The organism is Streptomyces sp. 2P-4 (assembly GCF_030167965.1).
Taxonomy (GTDB): Bacteria; Actinomycetota; Actinomycetes; order Streptomycetales; family Streptomycetaceae; genus Streptomyces; species Streptomyces globosus_A.
Genome location: NZ_CP095011.1, coordinates 3781697 through 3798090, shown reverse-complemented (window position 1 = coordinate 3798090; position 16394 = coordinate 3781697). Strand labels below are relative to the sequence as shown.

The window sequence follows — 16394 nt, the reverse complement described above, 5'->3', positions numbered from 1 at the left end:
CCGACCTCCTGAAGGTGGACGGCCGCCCGGGCCCGGCTCACGCATCGGTGCCGAGGATCAGGCCGGAGGTCGGGACCCCGGTCCCGGCGGTGACCAGCACGCGGGCCGCTCCGGGGACCTGGTTGACGGAGCTGCCGCGCAGCTGGCGGACCGCTTCGGCGATGCCGTTCATGCCGTGCAGGTACGCCTCGCCCAGCTGGCCGCCGTGCGTGTTGAGCGGCAGCGCGCCGGCTGCCACGAAGTCGGCGGCCTCGCCGGGCTTGCAGAAGCCGAACTCCTCCAGCTGCATGAGCACGAACGGCGTGAAGTGGTCGTAGAGGACGGCCACGTCGATGTCCGCGGGCCGCAGCCCGCTGGTGCGCCACAGCTGGCGGGCGACCACGTCCATCTCGGGGAGGCCTGTGAGGTCGTCGCGGTAGAAGGAGGTCATGCCCTCTTGGCGGCGGCCTGCGCCTTGGGCTGCCGCGGTGATCACGGCGGGGCGGTGGCGCAGGTCGCGGGCCCGTTCGGCGGTGGTGACGACGACCGCCTGGCCGCCGTCCGTCTCCTGGCAGCAGTCCAGCAGCCGCAGCGGCTCGGCGATCCAGCGGGAGGCCGCGTGGTCGGCGAGGGTGATGGGCCTGCCGTGGAACCAGGCGGCCGGATTGTTTGCTGCGTTCCGGCGGGCGGTGACCGCGACGTGCCCGAAGGCCTCGGGGGTGAGACGGTGGACGTGCAGGTAGCGGCGGGCCGCCATGGCCACCCAGGAGGCCGGGGTGAGCAGTCCCCAGGGCAGGGACCAGCCGAGGGCGGCGCCCTCGGCCGACGGTTCCCGCTGCTGGACGCCCGAGCCGAAGCGGCGGCCGGAGCGCTCGTTGAAGGCGCGGTAGCAGACGACGACCTCGGCGATGCCGGCCGCGACGGCGAGGGCCGCCTGCTGGACCGTGGCGCAGGCGGCACCTCCGCCGTAGTGGATGCGGGAGAAGAAGGACAGCTCGCCGACGCCGGCGGCTTGGGCCACCGTGATCTCGGGGCTGCTGTCCATGGTGAAGGTGACCAGGCCGTCGACGTCGGCGGGGGTGAGTCCGGCGTCGTCGAGGGCGGCGTGCACGGCCTCGACGGCGAGTCGGAGCTCGCTGCGGCCGGAGTCCTTGGAGAACTCGGTCGCGCCGATGCCGGCGATGGCTGCGCGGCCGCCGAGCAGGTCACGGGTTCGCAGGCTCATGCCGCTCCTCCGGAGGCGCCGCCGGCCGACCGCGGCGGGGCAGAGAGGGCCACGGTGACATTGCCGGTGACGTGGCGGCCGATGCCGTTCGCGCCGACGACCCGGATCTCCAGCGTGTCCCCGTCCGCGGCGGTGACGGTCCCGGTCAGGGTCATGGTGTCGCCGGGGTGGTTGGGGGCGCCGAGGCGGATCGCGACCTTGCGGAGCACCGCTCCGGGGCCGAGCCGGTCGGTGATGTACCGGCCGACGAGTCCGTTGGTGGTGAGGATGTTCATGAAGATGTCCGGGGAGCCCTTCTCGCGTGCGAGGTGGGCGTCGTGGTGGACATCCTGGTAGTCGCGGGAGGCGATGGCCCCGGCGACGATCAGGGTGCGGGTGATCGGGATCTCCAGCGGGGCCAGCGTGTCGCCGACGTTCATGCGCGCTCCTCCCCGGCTGCACCGGCCCGGGACGTGCAGGCGCGGCCGGGGGCGGCTGCACGGCCGGGGCCGTCCTCGGAGCGGGCGAGGAGGGCGCCCAGTTCGGCGAGCAGTTCGCTGCCGCAGCCGAGGTAGGCGTCCAGCTGCCGCCCCCACAGGAAATGCCGGTGGACGGGGTGTTCCAGGTCGGCGCCGGCCCCGCCGTGCAGGTGCTGCCCGGCATGGACCACCCGCTTGCCTGCCTCCGAGGCCCACCAGGCCGCCGTGAGCGCGTGCCCGTCCGCCGGGAGGCCCTCGTCGATCCGCCAGGCCGCCTCGTACGCGGTGACCCGGATCGCCTCCGTCTCCATGTGGGCGTCCGCGGCACGCAGCAGCACGCCCTGCTTGGCGGACAGCGGCCGCCCGAACTGCTCGCGGGTGGATGTGTGTTCCACGGCGCGGGCCAGGGAGCCCGCGCACACCCCGGCCTGGAGGCCGGCGAACGCGGTACGGGCGGCCGCGAGGACCGCGGTGTACGCGTCCGGGCCGCCGAGCCGCTCCGCCCCGGCCCCGGACAGGGTGAGCCGCCCTGCAGACCAGGGGGCTGTCGTCTCCACAGGCCCGGTCTCCGCGCCGGGCGCGTCCGTCCGTACGAGCCACAGGGCCCGGTCGGCGTCCGGGACGAGGACATGGGTGGCGTCGCGCAGCCACGGCACCCAGGGGACGGTTCCGGTCAGCCGGCCGCCGGGGGCGGCCGTGACGCGGCCGCGGTCCGGGAGGGCCCCGGTGGCCACCGCCTCGCCCGTGCGGAGGGCGGGCAGCAGGCGCCGCCGCTGCTCGGGGGTGCCGTGCGCGGCGAGGGGGAGGATTCCGTAGGTGCAGGTGGCGGCGTACGGGACCTGGGCGGTGGTGCGGCCCTGCTCCTCCAGGACGAGGACGAGGCCGAGCAGGCCGGTGTCCTCGACGGCGGCGACCAGCCCGCAGTCGCAGAGCGCCTTCCACAGCTCGGCGTCGCTGCCGGAGCCGGCGGCGGCGAGCCGCTCGGGGGTGGACAGGTCGCGGAAGACACGGGCGGCGAGCGCGGCCGCGGCAGCCTGCTCCTCCCCGGGGCGGAAGTCCATCAGGCCTCGCTCCCTCCTCGGAAGACCGGCAGCTCCAGGTCCTCGTCGACCCGGAGGAACTCCAGGCGGACGGGCATGCCGATGCGGACCCGGTCGTGGGGGACGCCGGTGATGTTGGTGATCATCCTTACGCCTTCGGCGAGTTCGACGAGGGCGACCGCGTAGGGCGGGTCGAACGCCGGGAAGGGCGGCTGGTGCATGACGACGTAGCTGAAGACGGCGGCTTCCCCGCAGGCCTGCACGGTGTCCCACTCCAGGCTCGCGCAGGCGTTGCAGCCGGGCAGCCACGGGAAGCGCAGGGCGTTGCAGGAGGTGCAGCGCTGGATCAGGAGCCGGTGCTCGCGGACGCCGTCCCAGAAGCCCTGGTTGTCGCGGTTGACGACCGGCCGGGGGCGGCGGGCGCGGGCAGAGACGGGGGCAGCACGGGCGGCTTCGGGGGCAGGGGCAGGGGCGGCTGCCGGGGCGTACTTGAGGATCCGGAAGCGGTGGGTACCGGCGGGTTCGCCGTCGGCAAGCACGTCCATGCGGGTGGTCACGAAGTGGCCGCTGCCCAGGCGGGTGGTCTTGCGGGGGGACACGGATTCGATGACCGCGTCGAAGGTGACGGTGTCGCCGGGCCGCAGCGGGCGCAGGTACTCCTGTTCGCAGTCGGTGGCGACGACGGAGGTGCAGCCGACGGCGTCGAGGAGGGCGAGGAGCTCGTCCCAGGCGCCCGAGCGGCCGCCGTGCCCGGACAGGCCGCCCATCGTCCAGGCCTGCAGCATGGTGGGCGGGGCGACGGCGTCCGGCCCGGAGTAGTCCGGGTTGGTGTCGCCCATCGCCTCGCACCAGTGGCGGATCATCGCCGCGTTGACGGGGTCCTTCCCCCGGCCCCCGGCGACGGCGGGCCGGCCCTCGAAGGCCCTGAGGCGCGCCAGGAAGCCGTCCGCCTCCGGCCCGACGCCGTCCGCCGCAGTCACCGCTTCCCGCCCCGCATGCCGAGCCGCATCACGGCGACGATCTCGCGCTGCACCTCGCTGACCCCGCCGCCGAAGGTGTTGATCTGGGCAGCCCGGTTCAGCCGCTCGAGCTCGCCGCCGACGAAGGCGCCGGGCTCGCCGCCGCGCAGGAGGGCCTCCTCGCCGACGGCCTCCAGGCACATCCGGTACACCTCGACGGCCGTCTCGGTGCCGAAGAACTTGACGCCGGCGGCATCGCCCGGGGCGAGGGTGCCGGCCCCGACGTCCTGGACGAGCCGCCAGTTGAGCAGCCTGAGCGCGGCCAGCCGGGCATGGGCCTCCGCAAGCCGGGACTGCACCCACGGCCGGTCGGCGGGCCGCTCCCCGGTGGCCGGGTCGGCAGTGCAGGCGTACCGGAGCGCGGCCCCGAGGAGCTCCTCGGCCTGCATGCCGAGGGCGGCCAGGGCGACGCGCTCGTGGTTGAGCTGGTTGGTGATCAGCCGCCAGCCGCCGTTCTCGGGTCCGACGAGGTTCCCGGCGGGCACTCGCACGGAGTCGTAGTACGTGCACGTCGTCATCAGGCCGCCGACCGTCTCGACCGGTGTCCAGGAGAAGCCGGCGGCGGAGGTGGGGACCAGGATGATCGATATGCCCTCGTGCTTGGGCACGTCGGGATCGGTGCGGCAGGCGAGCCAGATCCAGTCGGCGTGCTGGGCGTTGGAGGTGAAGGCCTTCTGCCCGTCGATCACCCATCCGTCTCCGTCGCGGACGGCGCGGGTCTGCAGGGCGGCGAGGTCGGTACCGGCGCCGGGCTCGGTGTACCCGATCGCGAAGACGGCCTCGCCGGCGAGGATCCGGGGCAGGAACCGGTCCTTCTGCTCCTGGGTGCCGTACTTCATCAGGGTCGGCCCGACGGTGTTCAGGGTGACCATGGAGACGGGTGCCCCCGCCCGGCGGGCCTCGTCGAAGAACACGAACTGTTCGTCTGCGCCGCGGCCGCGACCGCCGTACTCGACGGGCCAGCCGATGCCGAGGAGGCCGTCGGATCCCATGCGCCGCAGCAGGGCGCGCCGGGCCTCCGGGTCCGCGGGAGGGCCGTCCGGCATGAGGTCCTGGAAGTAGGCGCGCAGCTCGGCGCGAAGCTGCAACTGCGCTGCTGTCGGAGCGAGGTGCACGGTGCAGGCCTCCCGGCATCACGACGTCCACGTAAACCTGACTGTCCGTCAGATTCACTGCGGCTGTCAAGCCTTGGAGACCCCCGTCGCCACCGCGGAAGCGAAGGGCCGCTCCGTCCGGAAACCCCACCGTCTCCCGGCCCGGCGGCCCCGCACACACCCGGCGGAACGCGCTACGCAGCCCGCGCGAACCCCTCCTGCCGCGCCCGCACGGCCGACGACCAGCGCACGGCCGGCACCTCGCCGGACGCACCGGCGACGGCGTCAGAACCGGCGGCCCCGCCCTCACCTGCGGAGAGAACCCCGACCCGCGCACCGGCTGTGGCACCGGCAGCGGACCGGCGGACCGAGGGGGACTTGCCGTGGGCCTCGGCCCGGATCCGCTGCTTGATCGTCGGAGGCAGCGCCGCACTCCGCACCCCCGCCGGCCACGCGCGCCGCACCACCGGGGCGGCCGCCTGGGCCGGAACCACCGGGGTGGCCCACACCCGCGCCTCACCGACGCGGACCCCGGCCGCGGCGGCCTTGCCGCGACGGAATCCGAGAGCGGCAAGCACCGCGAGGATCAGGGCGGTGAACACGGTCCACACGGAGCGGGCGGCAATGCGCTGAGCCATGACGGGGTGCCTCGTTTCGCGATGTTCCGACGGGCGGATCTGCATACATTCGACATGATGTGTCCGCAACCGCACGCCCGCCCCGCCCCGCGCCGATCGTCCGACAATCACCACCCGAACGCACCAAAGCACAAGAAAGGGGAAGCCACTCTGCGGGCTTCGGGCTGATCCCCGGCTCCAGCCGTGGGCCCCGTCTGACCGCTCGACCGAGGAGCGGAGGGCCCGTCTGACGGGTGCCTCAGGCCGGCCACTCCCGCCCCCGCGCACGCGCCGACTGATCCGATCGGCGGAGGTCCCACCGGCGTCGGCCCTGCCGCCGGAGGGGCCCGGCCCGCCGGCGCCATGCTCGGGGCCGTACCAGCGCTCGCCGGATGACGCGGCGCCCACACGCACGAGGAGCGGCTTCACCATGGACATGCCCGTCGTAAACCAGTGCTCGGTCGAGGATTGCGCCTACAACCGTGACAGCGCCTGTCACGCCCTGGCCATCACCGTGGGCGACACCCGCACGCCGCACTGCGACACCTTCTTCACCTCGTCCCGCAAGGGCGGAGACCCGGCCACCACCGGCCGCGTCGGCGCCTGCAAGGTCTCCGCATGTCGCCACAACAACAACTTCGAGTGCAACGCCCCCGGCATCTCGGTCGGCTACGTGCAGAGCGAGGTCGACTGCCTCACCTTCGCACCCGCCTGACCAGCCGGACGGCGACGTGGCAGACACGGAGCACGCTGAAGCAGCGCAAAAGCCAAAGGGCGCCCTCACAACCGAGGGCGCCCTTCCGGTCGGCAGCTCTTCCCGACCCGTGGCGGTGGGTGTGGGATTTGAACCCACGGTGGCTTGCGCCACGACGGTTTTCAAGACCGTTCCCTTAGGCCGCTCGGGCAACCCACCTGGCCGGTACAGAGTACCGGGAGGTGGGAGGCATCGGGGTCAGGAATTCTGGGCCTTGTCGTAGACGGCCTTGGCCTCGTTGCCGAAGTACGGGCCGAACATGCGGTTCGGCAGGAAGACGTAGCCGAAGCTGTTCACCGATACCTGGGTGCCCAGGCCGGTGGCCTCGTCGAAGTCCTGGAACCAGGGGCCGCCGCTGGAGCCGCCCGTCATGTTGCAGCCCAGGCTGTGGTCCTTGGTCAGCAGGAAGTCCTTGCCGCTGTTGCCGCTGCAGTAGACCAGCTTCGAGCCGTCGTACGGCGACGCCGCCGGGAAGCCGAAGGCATACATCCGCTTGTTGTAGCCGCCGTTGAACAGCAGGCCCTGGGCGCCGACGACCTGGCTGAGCTTCCGGCCGTTCAGCGGGGCGACGACGGCCAGGCCGACGTCCATGTTCATGTCCTCGCTCGCCGCCCACTGGTCCGTCGCGAAGGTCTGGGTGGCCGTCCACTGCCCGTAGGGCGCGTTTCCGTTGTCGTAGCCGGGGACGAAGATCCAGTTCGTGTGCCAGGAGCCCTGGTACTTCACGCAGTGGCCGGCGGTCATCACCGTGCTGCCGTTGGCGCTGGTCACGGAGTCGCCGGAGCAGGAGGCCGTCCGGTCGCCGAACGTGAAGAACACCCGGCCGGAGGTCTTCACCACCGCCCCGCCGCCCGTCCAGGGGCCGCCCGCCTGCGGGAAGGCGGTCGGCGAGACCGCGGGGAGCGCCGCAGAGGCGGGCGTCGGGGCGATCAGCGTGGGGCGGTCCGAGGTGGCGGCCGGGGTGTGCCGCACCGGCCCGGGCGCCGCCACCACGTCCAGCGGGACGGCGCTGCGCATCCGTTCGGCGGTCCAGAAGCCCTCGGTGTGCTGCTGGCGGAACGAGGCCGGGCCGTCGGCGGCCGCCGCGGGGGCGGCTCCCGTCAGGGCGCCCGCGATCAGGGCGCCTGCGGCCAGGAGGACGGATGCTGCCGTGCGATGACGATTCACGCAGACTCCTTCTGCCGTGCCCGGTCCGGCAGGGGCCGGGCAGGGTGGGGGTGAAGAGCTGTCGGTGCGGATCGGCCGCAGGGTCGCACGCGCGGCACGAGAAGTCAGGAGACAGTCGGAACGTTCGGTCGGATCCGGCCGGCATTTGGCCGACTCCCGCCCCTCCCCAGGTCATACGGTCAGCAGCACTCCTGCGTAGGAGACGCCCGCGACCACCACCCACGCAGCCAGCCCGAGAAGTGCAGCCCGGCCTCCGGTCCGCGCCATGGAGGGCAGGTCCACCGCACTCCCGAGCCCGAACAGGGCCGCGGCGAGCAGGAGTTCCTGTGCCGTGTGCGCCCAGTCCAGGGCCGCTGGGGGGAGGACACCGGTGGCGCGCAGCACGGCCGCCGCGAGGAAGCCGGCCACGAACAGGGGCACCGGGGCGGGCCTGCGCCCGGACGCCGTACGCGCTCCGCGGCGCCGGGCCCGCAGCGAGAACGCGACGGCGGCCACCAGCGGAGCCAGGAGCGCGACGCGCATCAGCTTGACGAGGACGGCTTCGCCGAGGGCGTCCGGGCCCGCGGTCTGCGCGGTGGCCACGACCTGGCCGACATCGTGGACGCTCGCGCCCACCCACCGCCCGAAGGCCTCGTCGGACAGCCCCAGGGGGTCCTGGAGGAGGGGGAGCACCGCGATGGCCAGCGTGCCGCACAGGGTCACGAGCGCGACGGATGCGGCGACGTCCTCCTCGTCGCTGCCCGACACCTGGCTCACCGCGCCGATCGCCGAGGCCCCGCATATCGAGTACCCCGTGGCGATCAGCAGCGGCTGGTCGCCGGGCAGGCCGAGCCTGCGGCCCAGCCACACCGTGCCGAGGAACGTGGCCGCGACCACGCCCGCCACCATGGCCACGGTGGCCCAGCCCAGCCGGAGCACCTGGTCCAGGCCGAGTCCCAGGCCGAGCAGCACGATGCCGATCCGCATCAGCCGCCGGCCGGCCAGCGAGAGCCCGGCCCGCGCGACTCCGCGCACGGTGTGCCGCAGGCCGGGGAGGTGGGCTGCGGCGATGCCGAGGACCACCGCCGCCGTCAGCATCGGTACGCCCGGCAGCAGCCGGTGCACACACCACGCCGCCCCGACGCCGCCCGCGGCCATGGCCAACCCCGGCCAAGAGGACGGCGTTTCACGTGAAACAATCCGGCCCCCGGATCCGTCTGCCGCCCGGACCGGACGGTGAAGCAGGGCCATCAGTCGACGGGGAGCGTGTAGACGCGGCGGACGCTGCTGCCGAGCCGGGCGACGTCGGCTCCGTAGACGTGGATCGAGATGGCCTTCGTGCCGCAGGAGTTGCGGACCTTGTGGATGTCCCCGGGCGGGGCGAACCCGCAGACGTCGCCCACACCGTTGACGACCGTCTCGGTGGGAACGAGGCGCGCGGAGGACGCCCCCGTGGCGGGTACGAGCCGGTAGCGGAGCTCGCCTTCCTGGCCCTGGTGGACCCCTGCCACGCACCAGGAGACGTGGTCGTGGATGGTCGTCTCCTGACCGGGCAGCCACACCAGCGCCACCACCGAGAAGCTGCCGTCCGGCTCGGCGTGCAGCACGTGCTGGCGGTAGCGTTCCGGGCTGCCCTCGCACTGCTCGGGGGTCAGCAGGTCGGGCGCACCCAGGTGCGGGGCCACGTGCTCGCACACCTGGTGGGCGGTCTGCTCCGGGGTGAGGCCCCGGTCGACGACGGTGCGTATCTCACGGACGAGGGCGGCCATCCTCGTGGTCGTGCGGGCCGGCGCGGTGGTGGTCATACAGGCAGCGTCGAGGCGCCGACCCATCACGTCCAACGACAGTTCTCACCCGAAAACCCAACCAGCGCTTATGGATCAGCCTGCCCTGCACCTCCGGTCGGGGACAGGGCTGCGTCAGCAGCCGACGCGGTTCGACGCCACCGCCTTGAGGGCGTCCAGGGCCACCGCCGTCGCGGGGATCCTCAGGTGGTCGCGGTAGACGTACGCGGCGATGTGGCGGCGGGCGGCCGGCTGGAGGGCGCGGCCGCAGACCCGGGTCAGGGAGAGTGACGGCAGCACCAGGGCGGGCATCATGGCGACGCCGAGCCCCTGCCCGACCATGCTCTGCACGACCAGGTTGTCGTCGGTGGCGAACCGGATGTCGGGGACGAACCCGAGCTCGGCGCACTCGTGCAGCAGGTTGGCCCGGCAGCGCGGACAGCCCGCGATCCAGCGCTCCTCCGCGAGGTCGGCGAGGTGGACGGCGCGGCGCCGGGCCAGCGGGTGCCCGGTGGGCAGCAGCACCGTGAGCTGGTCCTCCATCAGCCTGATCTCCGCCACCTCGTCCGGCAGCTCCTCGTGCAGGCCGGGGTAGGTGAAGGCCAGGGTGATGTCGCATTCGCCGCGCTCCAGCCGCCGCAGCGACTCCGGCGGCTCGCATTCGAGGAGTTCGACCTGGATGCCCGGGTGGTCCGTGGCCAGGCTGCTGAGGGCCTCCGGGACGAGTGTGGCGTTGGCGCTGGGGAAACCGCAGAGCCGTACCCGGCCCGTGCGCAGCCGGGCGTACGCCTTGAGTTGGGATTCCGCGGCGGTGAGGGTGCCGAGGATGGACTCGGCGTGCCGGGCGAGGGACTTCCCGGCCTCGGTGAGCTGCATGGTGCGGCCGACCCGGGTGAAGAGGGGAGTTCCGGCGGCCCGTTCGAGCGCTTTCATCTGCTGCGTGACCGCCGGCTGCGTGTACCCGAGGGCGCGGGCGGCTGCCGAGTAGCTGCCGGCGGCGACGACCTCGTGGAACGTGCGTATGTGCCGCGAATCGAACACAGCGAAAGCATAAGCGGACGTTGGGAGGGGCCGTAGGCGGATTCCCGCCCCCGGCCCCTCCCCATCCGGCCAGTCCCGGTCCGGCGGCCGGGCGCCTGCGCCGTGGGGTCGGCGCCTACTTGTCGCCGACGCGCGAGCCGAGCGTGATGTCCACAGTGGTCGGCTTGCCCTCGCGCAGGTAGGTCAGCTTCACCACGTCGCCCGGCTTGTGCGTCCAGATCTCGCTGATGAGGGTCGGGCCGCTGTCGATCGGCCGGTCTCCGAACCGGGTGATGATGTCGCCGGGCCGCAGGCCGGCCTTGCCCGCGGGGCCGTTGGGGTCGACGAGCTCGTTGGCCGGGGCGCCCTGCTCGGAGATCTTCGCGCCGTCGACCTTCGACTGGAGGTCGACGGAGACGGAGATCACCGGGTAGACCGGCTTGCCCGTCTTGATCAGCGACTCGGCGACGTTCTTCGCCTGGTTGATCGGGATCGCGAAGCCGAGGCCGATCGAGCCGGCCGGTGCGCCGAGGCCGCCGCCGCCCGCCGACTGGATCGCGGAGTTGATGCCGATCACCGCGCCGCGGCCGTCGAGCAGCGGGCCCCCGGAGTTGCCGGGGTTGATCGAGGCGTCCGTCTGGAGGGCGCTCATGTACGAGTTCTTGGCGCCGGAGCCGTCACCCGAGGCGACGGGGCGGTCCTTGGCGCTCACGATGCCGGTGGTGACCGTGTTGGACAGGCCGAAGGGCGCGCCGATCGCGATGGTCGCGTCGCCGACGGCGACCTTGTCCGAGTTGCCCAGCGGCAGCGGCTTCAGGCCGGCGGGCGGGTTCTTCAGCTTGATCACTGCCACGTCGTAGCCCTGGGCCCGGCCGACGACCTCGGCCTCGTACTTCTTGCCGTCGGAGAAGGTCGCGGAGAGCCGGCCGCCGTTGGCTGCCGAGGCCACCACGTGGTTGTTGGTGAGGATGTGGCCCTGCTGGTCGTAGACGAAGCCGGTGCCGGTGCCCCCCTCGCCGTCGCCGCCGCCCGCGGAGGCCTGGAGCGTGACGACGCTGGGCAGGGCGCCCGCCGCCAGGCCGGCGATGGAGCCCGGCTCGCGCTTGAGGTCCTTGGGCGTGTTGCCCGCGGTGATCGTCGTCGAGCCGAAGCCGTTGTCGTTGCGCTCGGCGGCCCAGTAGCCGACACCGCCGCCGACACCGCCCGCGAGGAGGGCCGCCGCGAGCACCGCGGCGACCAGGCCGCCCTTGCCGGGGCGCTTGGCCGGTGCGGCGCCGTCCTGCGGGAAGGCGCCCCAGCCGGCGCCGTGCCCGCCGCCCGCTCCGTACGCGGGGACCGCGGGCGGCGGGGGCGGCCAGCCGCCCGCTCCGTGCGCGGCCTCGCCCGGGTGCGGGGCGGGGGTCTGCGGGTAGGCGTACGCGGCCGCAGCCGGGGCCTGGGGCGGTGCGGGCGGAATCGGCCGGGTGTGCTCGGTGCCGGGGGCGGAGGCCGGCGGCATCTGCTGGGTCGCCGGCTCGGCGGCGGGCTTGGCGGTCGCCGCGGCCGGCGGGGCGTCCGCGGGGGCCGCGGACGGGGGCGCGGGGTGTGCCGCGGGCGCGCCGGGCGCCGATGCGGCAGGCGTCTCGGAAGCGGGAGCCGCCGCCGGGGGTGCCGACGGGGCCGCAGGGGGCGTCGGGGCCGGCGTGCCCTCGTTCTCGGTGCTCACAGCGCTCTCTCCTCGTCACACACGACTTCACACTGGTGGTACGGCCCGACTGAACGTTCGACGCGCCACACAAGTTCCTGGGTCAAGCGTTCCCCATGACCCGTCAGAGCACTGTAAGCCGGACCTGTGCGTCTCCCCCATCCTTTATGCCCGGCATTTCGGGCGCACCCCCAGCCCCCGCCGCCGCAGCTCGGCAGCGCGTCCACGGCACCGCCCCCGCACCGCCGGCCTCCGCGGTGGCACCATGACCCGGTGACCCACGCAACGCCGCCGCCCATCCAGGTCGTCGCCCACCGGGGCGCCTCCGAGGACGCCCCCGAGCACACCCTGGCCGCGTACCGGAAGGCGATCGAGGACGGCGCGGACGCCCTGGAGTGCGATGTCCGCCTCACCGCCGACGGCCACCTGGTCCTCGTCCACGACCGCCGGGTCAACCGCACCTCCAACGGACGCGGCGCGGTATCCGCCCTGGAGCTCGCCGATCTCGCCGCCCTCGACTTCGGCTCCTGGAAGGACCGCGAGGAATCGCCCGACTGGGTGGCCGACCCCGAGCGGACGTCCGTCCTCACCCTGGAGCGGCTGCTGGAGCTCGTCGCCGACGCGGGCCGCCCGGTCCAGCTCGCCATCGAGACCAAGCACCCGACGCGCTGGGCCGGACAGGTGGAGGAGCGCCTCCTCTTCCTCCTCAAGCGCTTCGGACTGGACGCGCCGCCCGCCGAGGGCCCGCATTCCGTCCGCGTCATGAGCTTCTCGGCACGCTCCCTCCACCGGGTGCGGGCGGCTGCCCCGACGGTTCCGACGGTGTACCTGATGCGGTTCGTCACCCCCCGCATGCGCGACGGGCGCCTGCCGGCGGGTGTGCGGATCGCGGGCCCGGGCATGCGGATCGTGCGCAACAACCCGGGCTTCATCCGCAGGCTCCAGGACGCCGGGCACCCCGTCCACGTCTGGACGGTGAACGAGCCGGACGACGTTCAGCTCTGCGCTGATCTGGGTGTGGAGGCCATCATCACCAACCGGCCGCGGCAGGTTCTGTCACAACTCGGGCGCTGACGTCCCTGTTTGCCCACCCGTCGCCGGAGTCACGCCGGTAACGGGGAGTGCCCCGGCGCATCCCCTCCGCAACCACTCGTCATGAATGCGTCAGAGGGCTCCCCGCCGCCGGTTTCCGGCCCGGGCAGGGGGGGCATCCAGACCTTGGCGTGGGGCTAAGGAGGTTCCGGGGGTGGCGTTGGTGGTGGCACAGGAAGTGCCCACGTCGTCGTGCATGGACGTACTCCATGGTCCTGCGGGCGTGAGCGAGGCGCGGCACCGGATGCGCGAGGAGCTGCGCATCAGCGGAGTGCCCGACACCGTCGTGGACGACGCCGTGCTGATCCTCTCCGAACTGCTCAGCAACGCCTGCCGCCACGGCCGGCCGCTGGACACGGCCGGAGCCGGGGACGGCGGGGTCCGCGCCGCGTGGCGCGTCGACGGGGCCGGGAGGCTGACGGTAGAGGTGACGGACGGGGGCGGGCCGACGCGGCCGCTGCCGTCGACCCCCTCGGTCACGGCGCACGGCGGCCGGGGGCTGAACATCATCAGCGCCCTCTCGACGGACTGGGGCGTCAGGGACGGGGCAGCGGGCGAGGTCACCGTGTGGGTGATCGTCGCGTGCGGGCCGCGTCACGACGATTTCGCTACGCGCGTTGCGGCGCCGGTCCTCGACTTCTCGACGGCCTTCGACGATCTGGCTCCCTGACGCGGCTCTGCCGGGAGCGCGCACCGACCGCGCCCCCGGCCGCACCCGCCGGGCCACGGCGGTACGAGCGGCTAGGCTCACGCCCAGACGCAACAGCCGTACCGCCGCACCCGGGAGACACCCACGATGGCCAAGAAGCGCCCCGCAGCCAAGACTGCAAAGCCGCAGCTCCAGAACGGCGAGATCCCGGTCGTGGGCGCGCGCGAGCCCTGCCCCTGCGGCTCCGGCCGCCGGTACAAGGCCTGCCACGGTGCGGCCGCCTCGCACTCCGCGACCGCACACGTGCAGCGCCCCTTCGAGGGGCTCCCCGGGGAGTGCGACTGGGTCGCGCTGCGCGAACTCGTCCCGGCGGCGACCGTTCCACTGTCGCTCAAGGGCGGGCTGCCCGAAGGCGTGCCCTCCGTCACGCTGGTGACCGTGCTGCCCATGGCGTGGCCGGCACTGCGCCGTGAGGACGGCTCCGTCCTGCTCGGCCTCCAGAACGACGCCAGCAGCGGCGACCTCTCCCGCGAGATGGCCGACACGCTGGAGCGCGCGATCGCCACGGAGCCCGGCAATCCGGTCGCCGCGCGCCGGGTTCCCGCCGAGGGTCCGCGACTCCAGGACGTCCTGGACACCGACGGCGTTTTCGAGCCGGTTGTGCACAGCGGCTTCGAATTCTGGATTCCGGATGCGGAGGGCGCCCAGAACGCCTCCGCCGAGATCGCCGCCTCCCTGGAGCGCGCCAACGCCGCCGCCATCCCGACGGTCAAGCTGGCCGGCGTCGAGGCCGCGTACTGGTGCGAGACCCCGGACAAGAACCACCTGCGCTGGGTCATGCCGCACCCCGAGGAGAAGCTGCTCGACGCCCTGGCCCGGCTGCACGCGGCAGGCACCTCCTCACTCGGCGAGGGCACCCGGCTCGTCGGCTCCTTCCGCGCCCACGGGCTCGTCGTCCCCGTCTGGGACCTGCCCACCGGAGTGTCCGCGGAGGACGTCGAGAAGCCGGCCGCCGAATTCGCGGAGCGCCTGGCCGCGGCCCTCGCGTCGGACGCCCCGCTGACCTCGGACGAGCGCCGCGCGCGCGGCGGGCTCACCAACCGCCAGGTGACCCTCAGCTGATCGCCCGGCCCGACCGGGGACGGGCCGTGCAGGGTTGGTGACCGGTGTCACAACTCCCGCTAATCGCCTGCGAATCGGTGTCTGAATATCAGAGATCGAATTTGCGAACAGGCGATCTCTTGTTACGGTTCTTGTAGCCCGGTCGCTGGTGCATCCCCCGTCGCCAGCGACCGGGCCCTTCCATTTCCGCTGCGGGTCAACGGCCCTGCGCCTCCGGTGCGTTGCTCCCAGACCGCAGCAGCAGCTCCCCTTCGTCATCCGGAACTGCAAACTCCGCAACGGCCGAGTACGCGTCCTGCGGCCCCGCCGACGCCTCCCTCGGGGTCTCGCACAGCCCCGGCTCGTCTCCCGCCCCGACCGTGCAGCGGATCTGCACCGTCCGCCCGGCGGGCCCCATCACCGTCAGGACGGCGTCCAGCGCGCGCCCGCTCGTGTTGCGGTAGTAGGTGCGCCCCCAGGTCCGCCCCTCGGCGGCGAGCACGCATGTCTGCGCCTCCAGCCCCTGCGGCGCGGTGAGTTCGGGCCCGCACGCCGATTCCGTACGGGGCTGCTCGGCCGGCCCCGGGCGGGCCGGCTCGCCCGGGCGCACCGCGGCACCGGCCGGCGCGGGCGCCGGCCCCTTCCCTTCGGCGGACGCTGCGGGGGATTCCCGGGCGGTGCCGCCGGAAGGGCCGGCAATGCCGAGGGTGGAGAGCAGCCCACCGCCTTTTCCGTCGTCACGACCGGCGAAATCCGGTCCGGCGATCGCACCCGCCAAGGGGAGCGACAGGATGATCAGCACACCGGCGCCGATACCGATCAAGCGGAGATTCATTCGCCGAAGATAGCGACGCGGGAATGGGGCGTGGAGATCCCCGCGCCCAATTCACCGGGAATCCCGCCGCCCCGGCACCCGTACGGGTGACCCGGGTACGGGCGTCCTTCCGGAGCGGGTCCGTCAGTACGCGAGACGGCTGCCGCCGCCCGAGGCCCCGCTGCTCGCCTCGACCAGGGCGTCCACGACGGCCTCGACGTCCGGCAGCCACGGCTCGCCGGTCGCTGCGGGCTCCCGCTCCCAGCGCACCCGCCCGCCGCCGGAGGCGGGGGAGGGCGGCAGCAGCAGGTAGCCGCCCTCCCCGTGGAAGCGCAGCGCGGACGGGACGTGGTCCTTGGCGTAGAGCAGTTCACCGAGCCGCTCCAGCGAGTACGGGGCCACCAGCAGCGACCACCGCGTGGGCGTGGCCGCGACCGGGCCCAGCCGCACGCCCTGCCCCTCCAGCCGTGCCACGGCCCGTGCGGCCGCGGCGGCGGGCAGGCTCACCGCGCACGGCGCGCTGCCGCCGGTGGCCAGCAGGAGCGGGGCGCCGGGCCGCCGGGTCCACCACCAGGCCACCATCCGCGGGTCGGTGGTGGCGGCGAGCAGCCCCGGGTCGAAGGGGTGCGCTCCCGGTACGGGGCAGTCCGGATCGGGGCACCCGCACCGGGCGGCCGGGGGCACCGGTCCGGCGGAGCCCTCCGGGGTCGCGGAGGCCGCGGAGGCCGCGGAGACGGCTGACACCGCGGCACCGGGCGGGCCGGCTGGGCCGACGCCGGGAGCGCCGACCGGAGCGCAGGTCACGGCCGGGTCGTCGCGCTGCACCGGGGCGGACCGGAGGTTTGTCAGGCGGTTGCGGATCCGCTGGAGACGCCTTCCGAGGATCTCGCGCATGTGCGCTCGTTCCTTTCCGTTGAA

Annotated in this window: 17 protein-coding genes and 1 tRNA gene; 4 read left to right on the top strand and 14 right to left on the bottom strand. The window is 73.7% G+C overall.

Annotated features, from left to right (window positions below; translation table 11 throughout):
* Window positions 1-37: 37 nt before the first annotated feature.
* From MUK52_RS16700 to MUK52_RS16675, 6 genes are all read right to left on the bottom strand, one after another.
* Window positions 38-1204 (bottom strand): lipid-transfer protein, encoded by a 1167-nt coding sequence (locus MUK52_RS16700; RefSeq protein WP_114058249.1) that lies wholly within the window; start codon window positions 1202-1204, stop codon window positions 38-40.
* Entirely contained in the window at window positions 1201-1623 is a 423-nt protein-coding gene (locus MUK52_RS16695) for a hotdog family protein (protein WP_114058250.1), read from the bottom strand. The genes MUK52_RS16700 and MUK52_RS16695 overlap by 4 nt, the downstream gene beginning before the upstream one ends.
* On the bottom strand, window positions 1620-2723 hold the full coding sequence (locus tag MUK52_RS16690; protein WP_284577531.1) for an acyl-CoA dehydrogenase family protein: 1104 nt from the start codon (window positions 2721-2723) through the stop codon (window positions 1620-1622). Before MUK52_RS16690 ends, MUK52_RS16695 begins: the two co-directional genes overlap by 4 nt.
* A complete protein-coding gene (locus MUK52_RS16685; RefSeq protein WP_284577529.1) occupies window positions 2723-3682 on the bottom strand; it encodes a bifunctional MaoC family dehydratase N-terminal/OB-fold nucleic acid binding domain-containing protein in 960 nt (319 codons plus the stop codon). Before MUK52_RS16685 ends, MUK52_RS16690 begins: the two co-directional genes overlap by 1 nt.
* The gene (locus MUK52_RS16680) at window positions 3679-4836 is read right to left on the bottom strand and encodes an acyl-CoA dehydrogenase family protein (RefSeq protein ID WP_284577527.1); all 1158 of its coding nucleotides are present in this window, start codon (window positions 4834-4836) and stop codon (window positions 3679-3681) included. The genes MUK52_RS16685 and MUK52_RS16680 overlap by 4 nt, the downstream gene beginning before the upstream one ends.
* Window positions 4837-5009: 173 nt before the next feature.
* On the bottom strand, window positions 5010-5453 hold the full coding sequence (locus tag MUK52_RS16675) for a DUF6344 domain-containing protein (RefSeq protein WP_114058254.1): 444 nt from the start codon (window positions 5451-5453) through the stop codon (window positions 5010-5012).
* A 409-nt stretch (window positions 5454-5862) separates the two neighbouring features.
* Between MUK52_RS16675 and MUK52_RS16670 the strand changes: the two genes are divergently transcribed.
* Complete coding sequence (locus MUK52_RS16670; protein ID WP_114058255.1) at window positions 5863-6147, top strand: DUF1540 domain-containing protein; 285 nt, start codon at window positions 5863-5865, stop codon at window positions 6145-6147.
* A 110-nt stretch (window positions 6148-6257) separates the two neighbouring features.
* Here MUK52_RS16670 and MUK52_RS16665 read toward each other — a convergent pair.
* The 6 genes from MUK52_RS16665 to MUK52_RS16640 all read right to left on the bottom strand — a co-directional run bounded on the left by MUK52_RS16665 (window position 6258) and on the right by MUK52_RS16640 (window position 11841).
* Window positions 6258-6345 (bottom strand) — tRNA-Ser (locus MUK52_RS16665).
* 39 nt (window positions 6346-6384) lie between these two features.
* The gene (locus MUK52_RS16660) at window positions 6385-7353 is read right to left on the bottom strand and encodes a trypsin-like serine peptidase (RefSeq protein WP_114058256.1); all 969 of its coding nucleotides are present in this window, start codon (window positions 7351-7353) and stop codon (window positions 6385-6387) included.
* 171 nt (window positions 7354-7524) lie between these two features.
* Window positions 7525-8583, bottom strand: a complete 1059-nt coding sequence (locus MUK52_RS16655; RefSeq protein ID WP_114058257.1) for a YeiH family protein — start codon at window positions 8581-8583, stop codon at window positions 7525-7527.
* Window positions 8583-9137: a cysteine dioxygenase family protein gene (locus tag MUK52_RS16650; protein ID WP_284577521.1), complete on the bottom strand. Its 555-nt coding sequence runs from the start codon at window positions 9135-9137 to the stop codon at window positions 8583-8585. Before MUK52_RS16650 ends, MUK52_RS16655 begins: the two co-directional genes overlap by 1 nt.
* 114 nt (window positions 9138-9251) lie before the next feature.
* Complete coding sequence (locus MUK52_RS16645) at window positions 9252-10157, bottom strand: LysR family transcriptional regulator (protein ID WP_114058259.1); 906 nt, start codon at window positions 10155-10157, stop codon at window positions 9252-9254.
* Between the two features lie 115 nt (window positions 10158-10272).
* Window positions 10273-11841, bottom strand: coding sequence for a S1C family serine protease (locus MUK52_RS16640; protein ID WP_114058260.1), 1569 nt, complete (start codon window positions 11839-11841; stop codon window positions 10273-10275).
* A gap of 252 nt (window positions 11842-12093) precedes the next feature.
* On the opposite strand from MUK52_RS16640, the gene MUK52_RS16635 reads away from it, so the two are divergent.
* The 3 genes from MUK52_RS16635 (at window position 12094) to MUK52_RS16625 (ending at window position 14683) form a co-directional block, all read left to right on the top strand.
* Window positions 12094-12894, top strand: coding sequence for a glycerophosphodiester phosphodiesterase (locus tag MUK52_RS16635; RefSeq protein WP_284577518.1), 801 nt, complete (start codon window positions 12094-12096; stop codon window positions 12892-12894).
* 85 nt (window positions 12895-12979) lie between these two features.
* Window positions 12980-13582, top strand: coding sequence for an ATP-binding protein (locus tag MUK52_RS16630; RefSeq protein ID WP_114058262.1), 603 nt, complete (start codon window positions 12980-12982; stop codon window positions 13580-13582).
* A 126-nt stretch (window positions 13583-13708) separates the two neighbouring features.
* On the top strand, window positions 13709-14683 hold the full coding sequence (locus MUK52_RS16625; RefSeq protein WP_284577515.1) for a DUF5926 family protein: 975 nt from the start codon (window positions 13709-13711) through the stop codon (window positions 14681-14683).
* 196 nt (window positions 14684-14879) lie between these two features.
* Here MUK52_RS16625 and MUK52_RS16620 read toward each other — a convergent pair whose 3' ends face one another.
* Complete coding sequence (locus MUK52_RS16620; RefSeq protein WP_284577513.1) at window positions 14880-15497, bottom strand: hypothetical protein; 618 nt, start codon at window positions 15495-15497, stop codon at window positions 14880-14882.
* Window positions 15498-15620: 123 nt separating this feature from the next.
* A complete protein-coding gene (locus MUK52_RS16615) occupies window positions 15621-16370 on the bottom strand; it encodes a bifunctional DNA primase/polymerase (RefSeq protein WP_284577511.1) in 750 nt (249 codons plus the stop codon).
* Between the last annotated feature and the right edge of the window lie 24 nt (window positions 16371-16394).

Coding starts and splice junctions, on each gene's coding strand:
- MUK52_RS16625 (WP_284577515.1), top strand. CDS start 13,709: ATGGCCAAGAAGCGCCCCGCAGCCAAGACTGCAAAGCCGCAGCTCCAG.
- MUK52_RS16655 (WP_114058257.1), bottom strand. CDS start 8,583: ATGGCCCTGCTTCACCGTCCGGTCCGGGCGGCAGACGGATCCGGGGGC.
- MUK52_RS16630 (WP_114058262.1), top strand. CDS start 12,980: ATGCGTCAGAGGGCTCCCCGCCGCCGGTTTCCGGCCCGGGCAGGGGGG.
- MUK52_RS16650 (WP_284577521.1), bottom strand. CDS start 9,137: ATGACCACCACCGCGCCGGCCCGCACGACCACGAGGATGGCCGCCCTC.
- MUK52_RS16700 (WP_114058249.1), bottom strand. CDS start 1,204: ATGAGCCTGCGAACCCGTGACCTGCTCGGCGGCCGCGCAGCCATCGCC.
- MUK52_RS16690 (WP_284577531.1), bottom strand. CDS start 2,723: ATGGACTTCCGCCCCGGGGAGGAGCAGGCTGCCGCGGCCGCGCTCGCC.
- MUK52_RS16615 (WP_284577511.1), bottom strand. CDS start 16,370: ATGCGCGAGATCCTCGGAAGGCGTCTCCAGCGGATCCGCAACCGCCTG.
- MUK52_RS16675 (WP_114058254.1), bottom strand. CDS start 5,453: ATGGCTCAGCGCATTGCCGCCCGCTCCGTGTGGACCGTGTTCACCGCC.
- MUK52_RS16670 (WP_114058255.1), top strand. CDS start 5,863: ATGGACATGCCCGTCGTAAACCAGTGCTCGGTCGAGGATTGCGCCTAC.
- MUK52_RS16695 (WP_114058250.1), bottom strand. CDS start 1,623: ATGAACGTCGGCGACACGCTGGCCCCGCTGGAGATCCCGATCACCCGC.
- MUK52_RS16620 (WP_284577513.1), bottom strand. CDS start 15,497: ATGAATCTCCGCTTGATCGGTATCGGCGCCGGTGTGCTGATCATCCTG.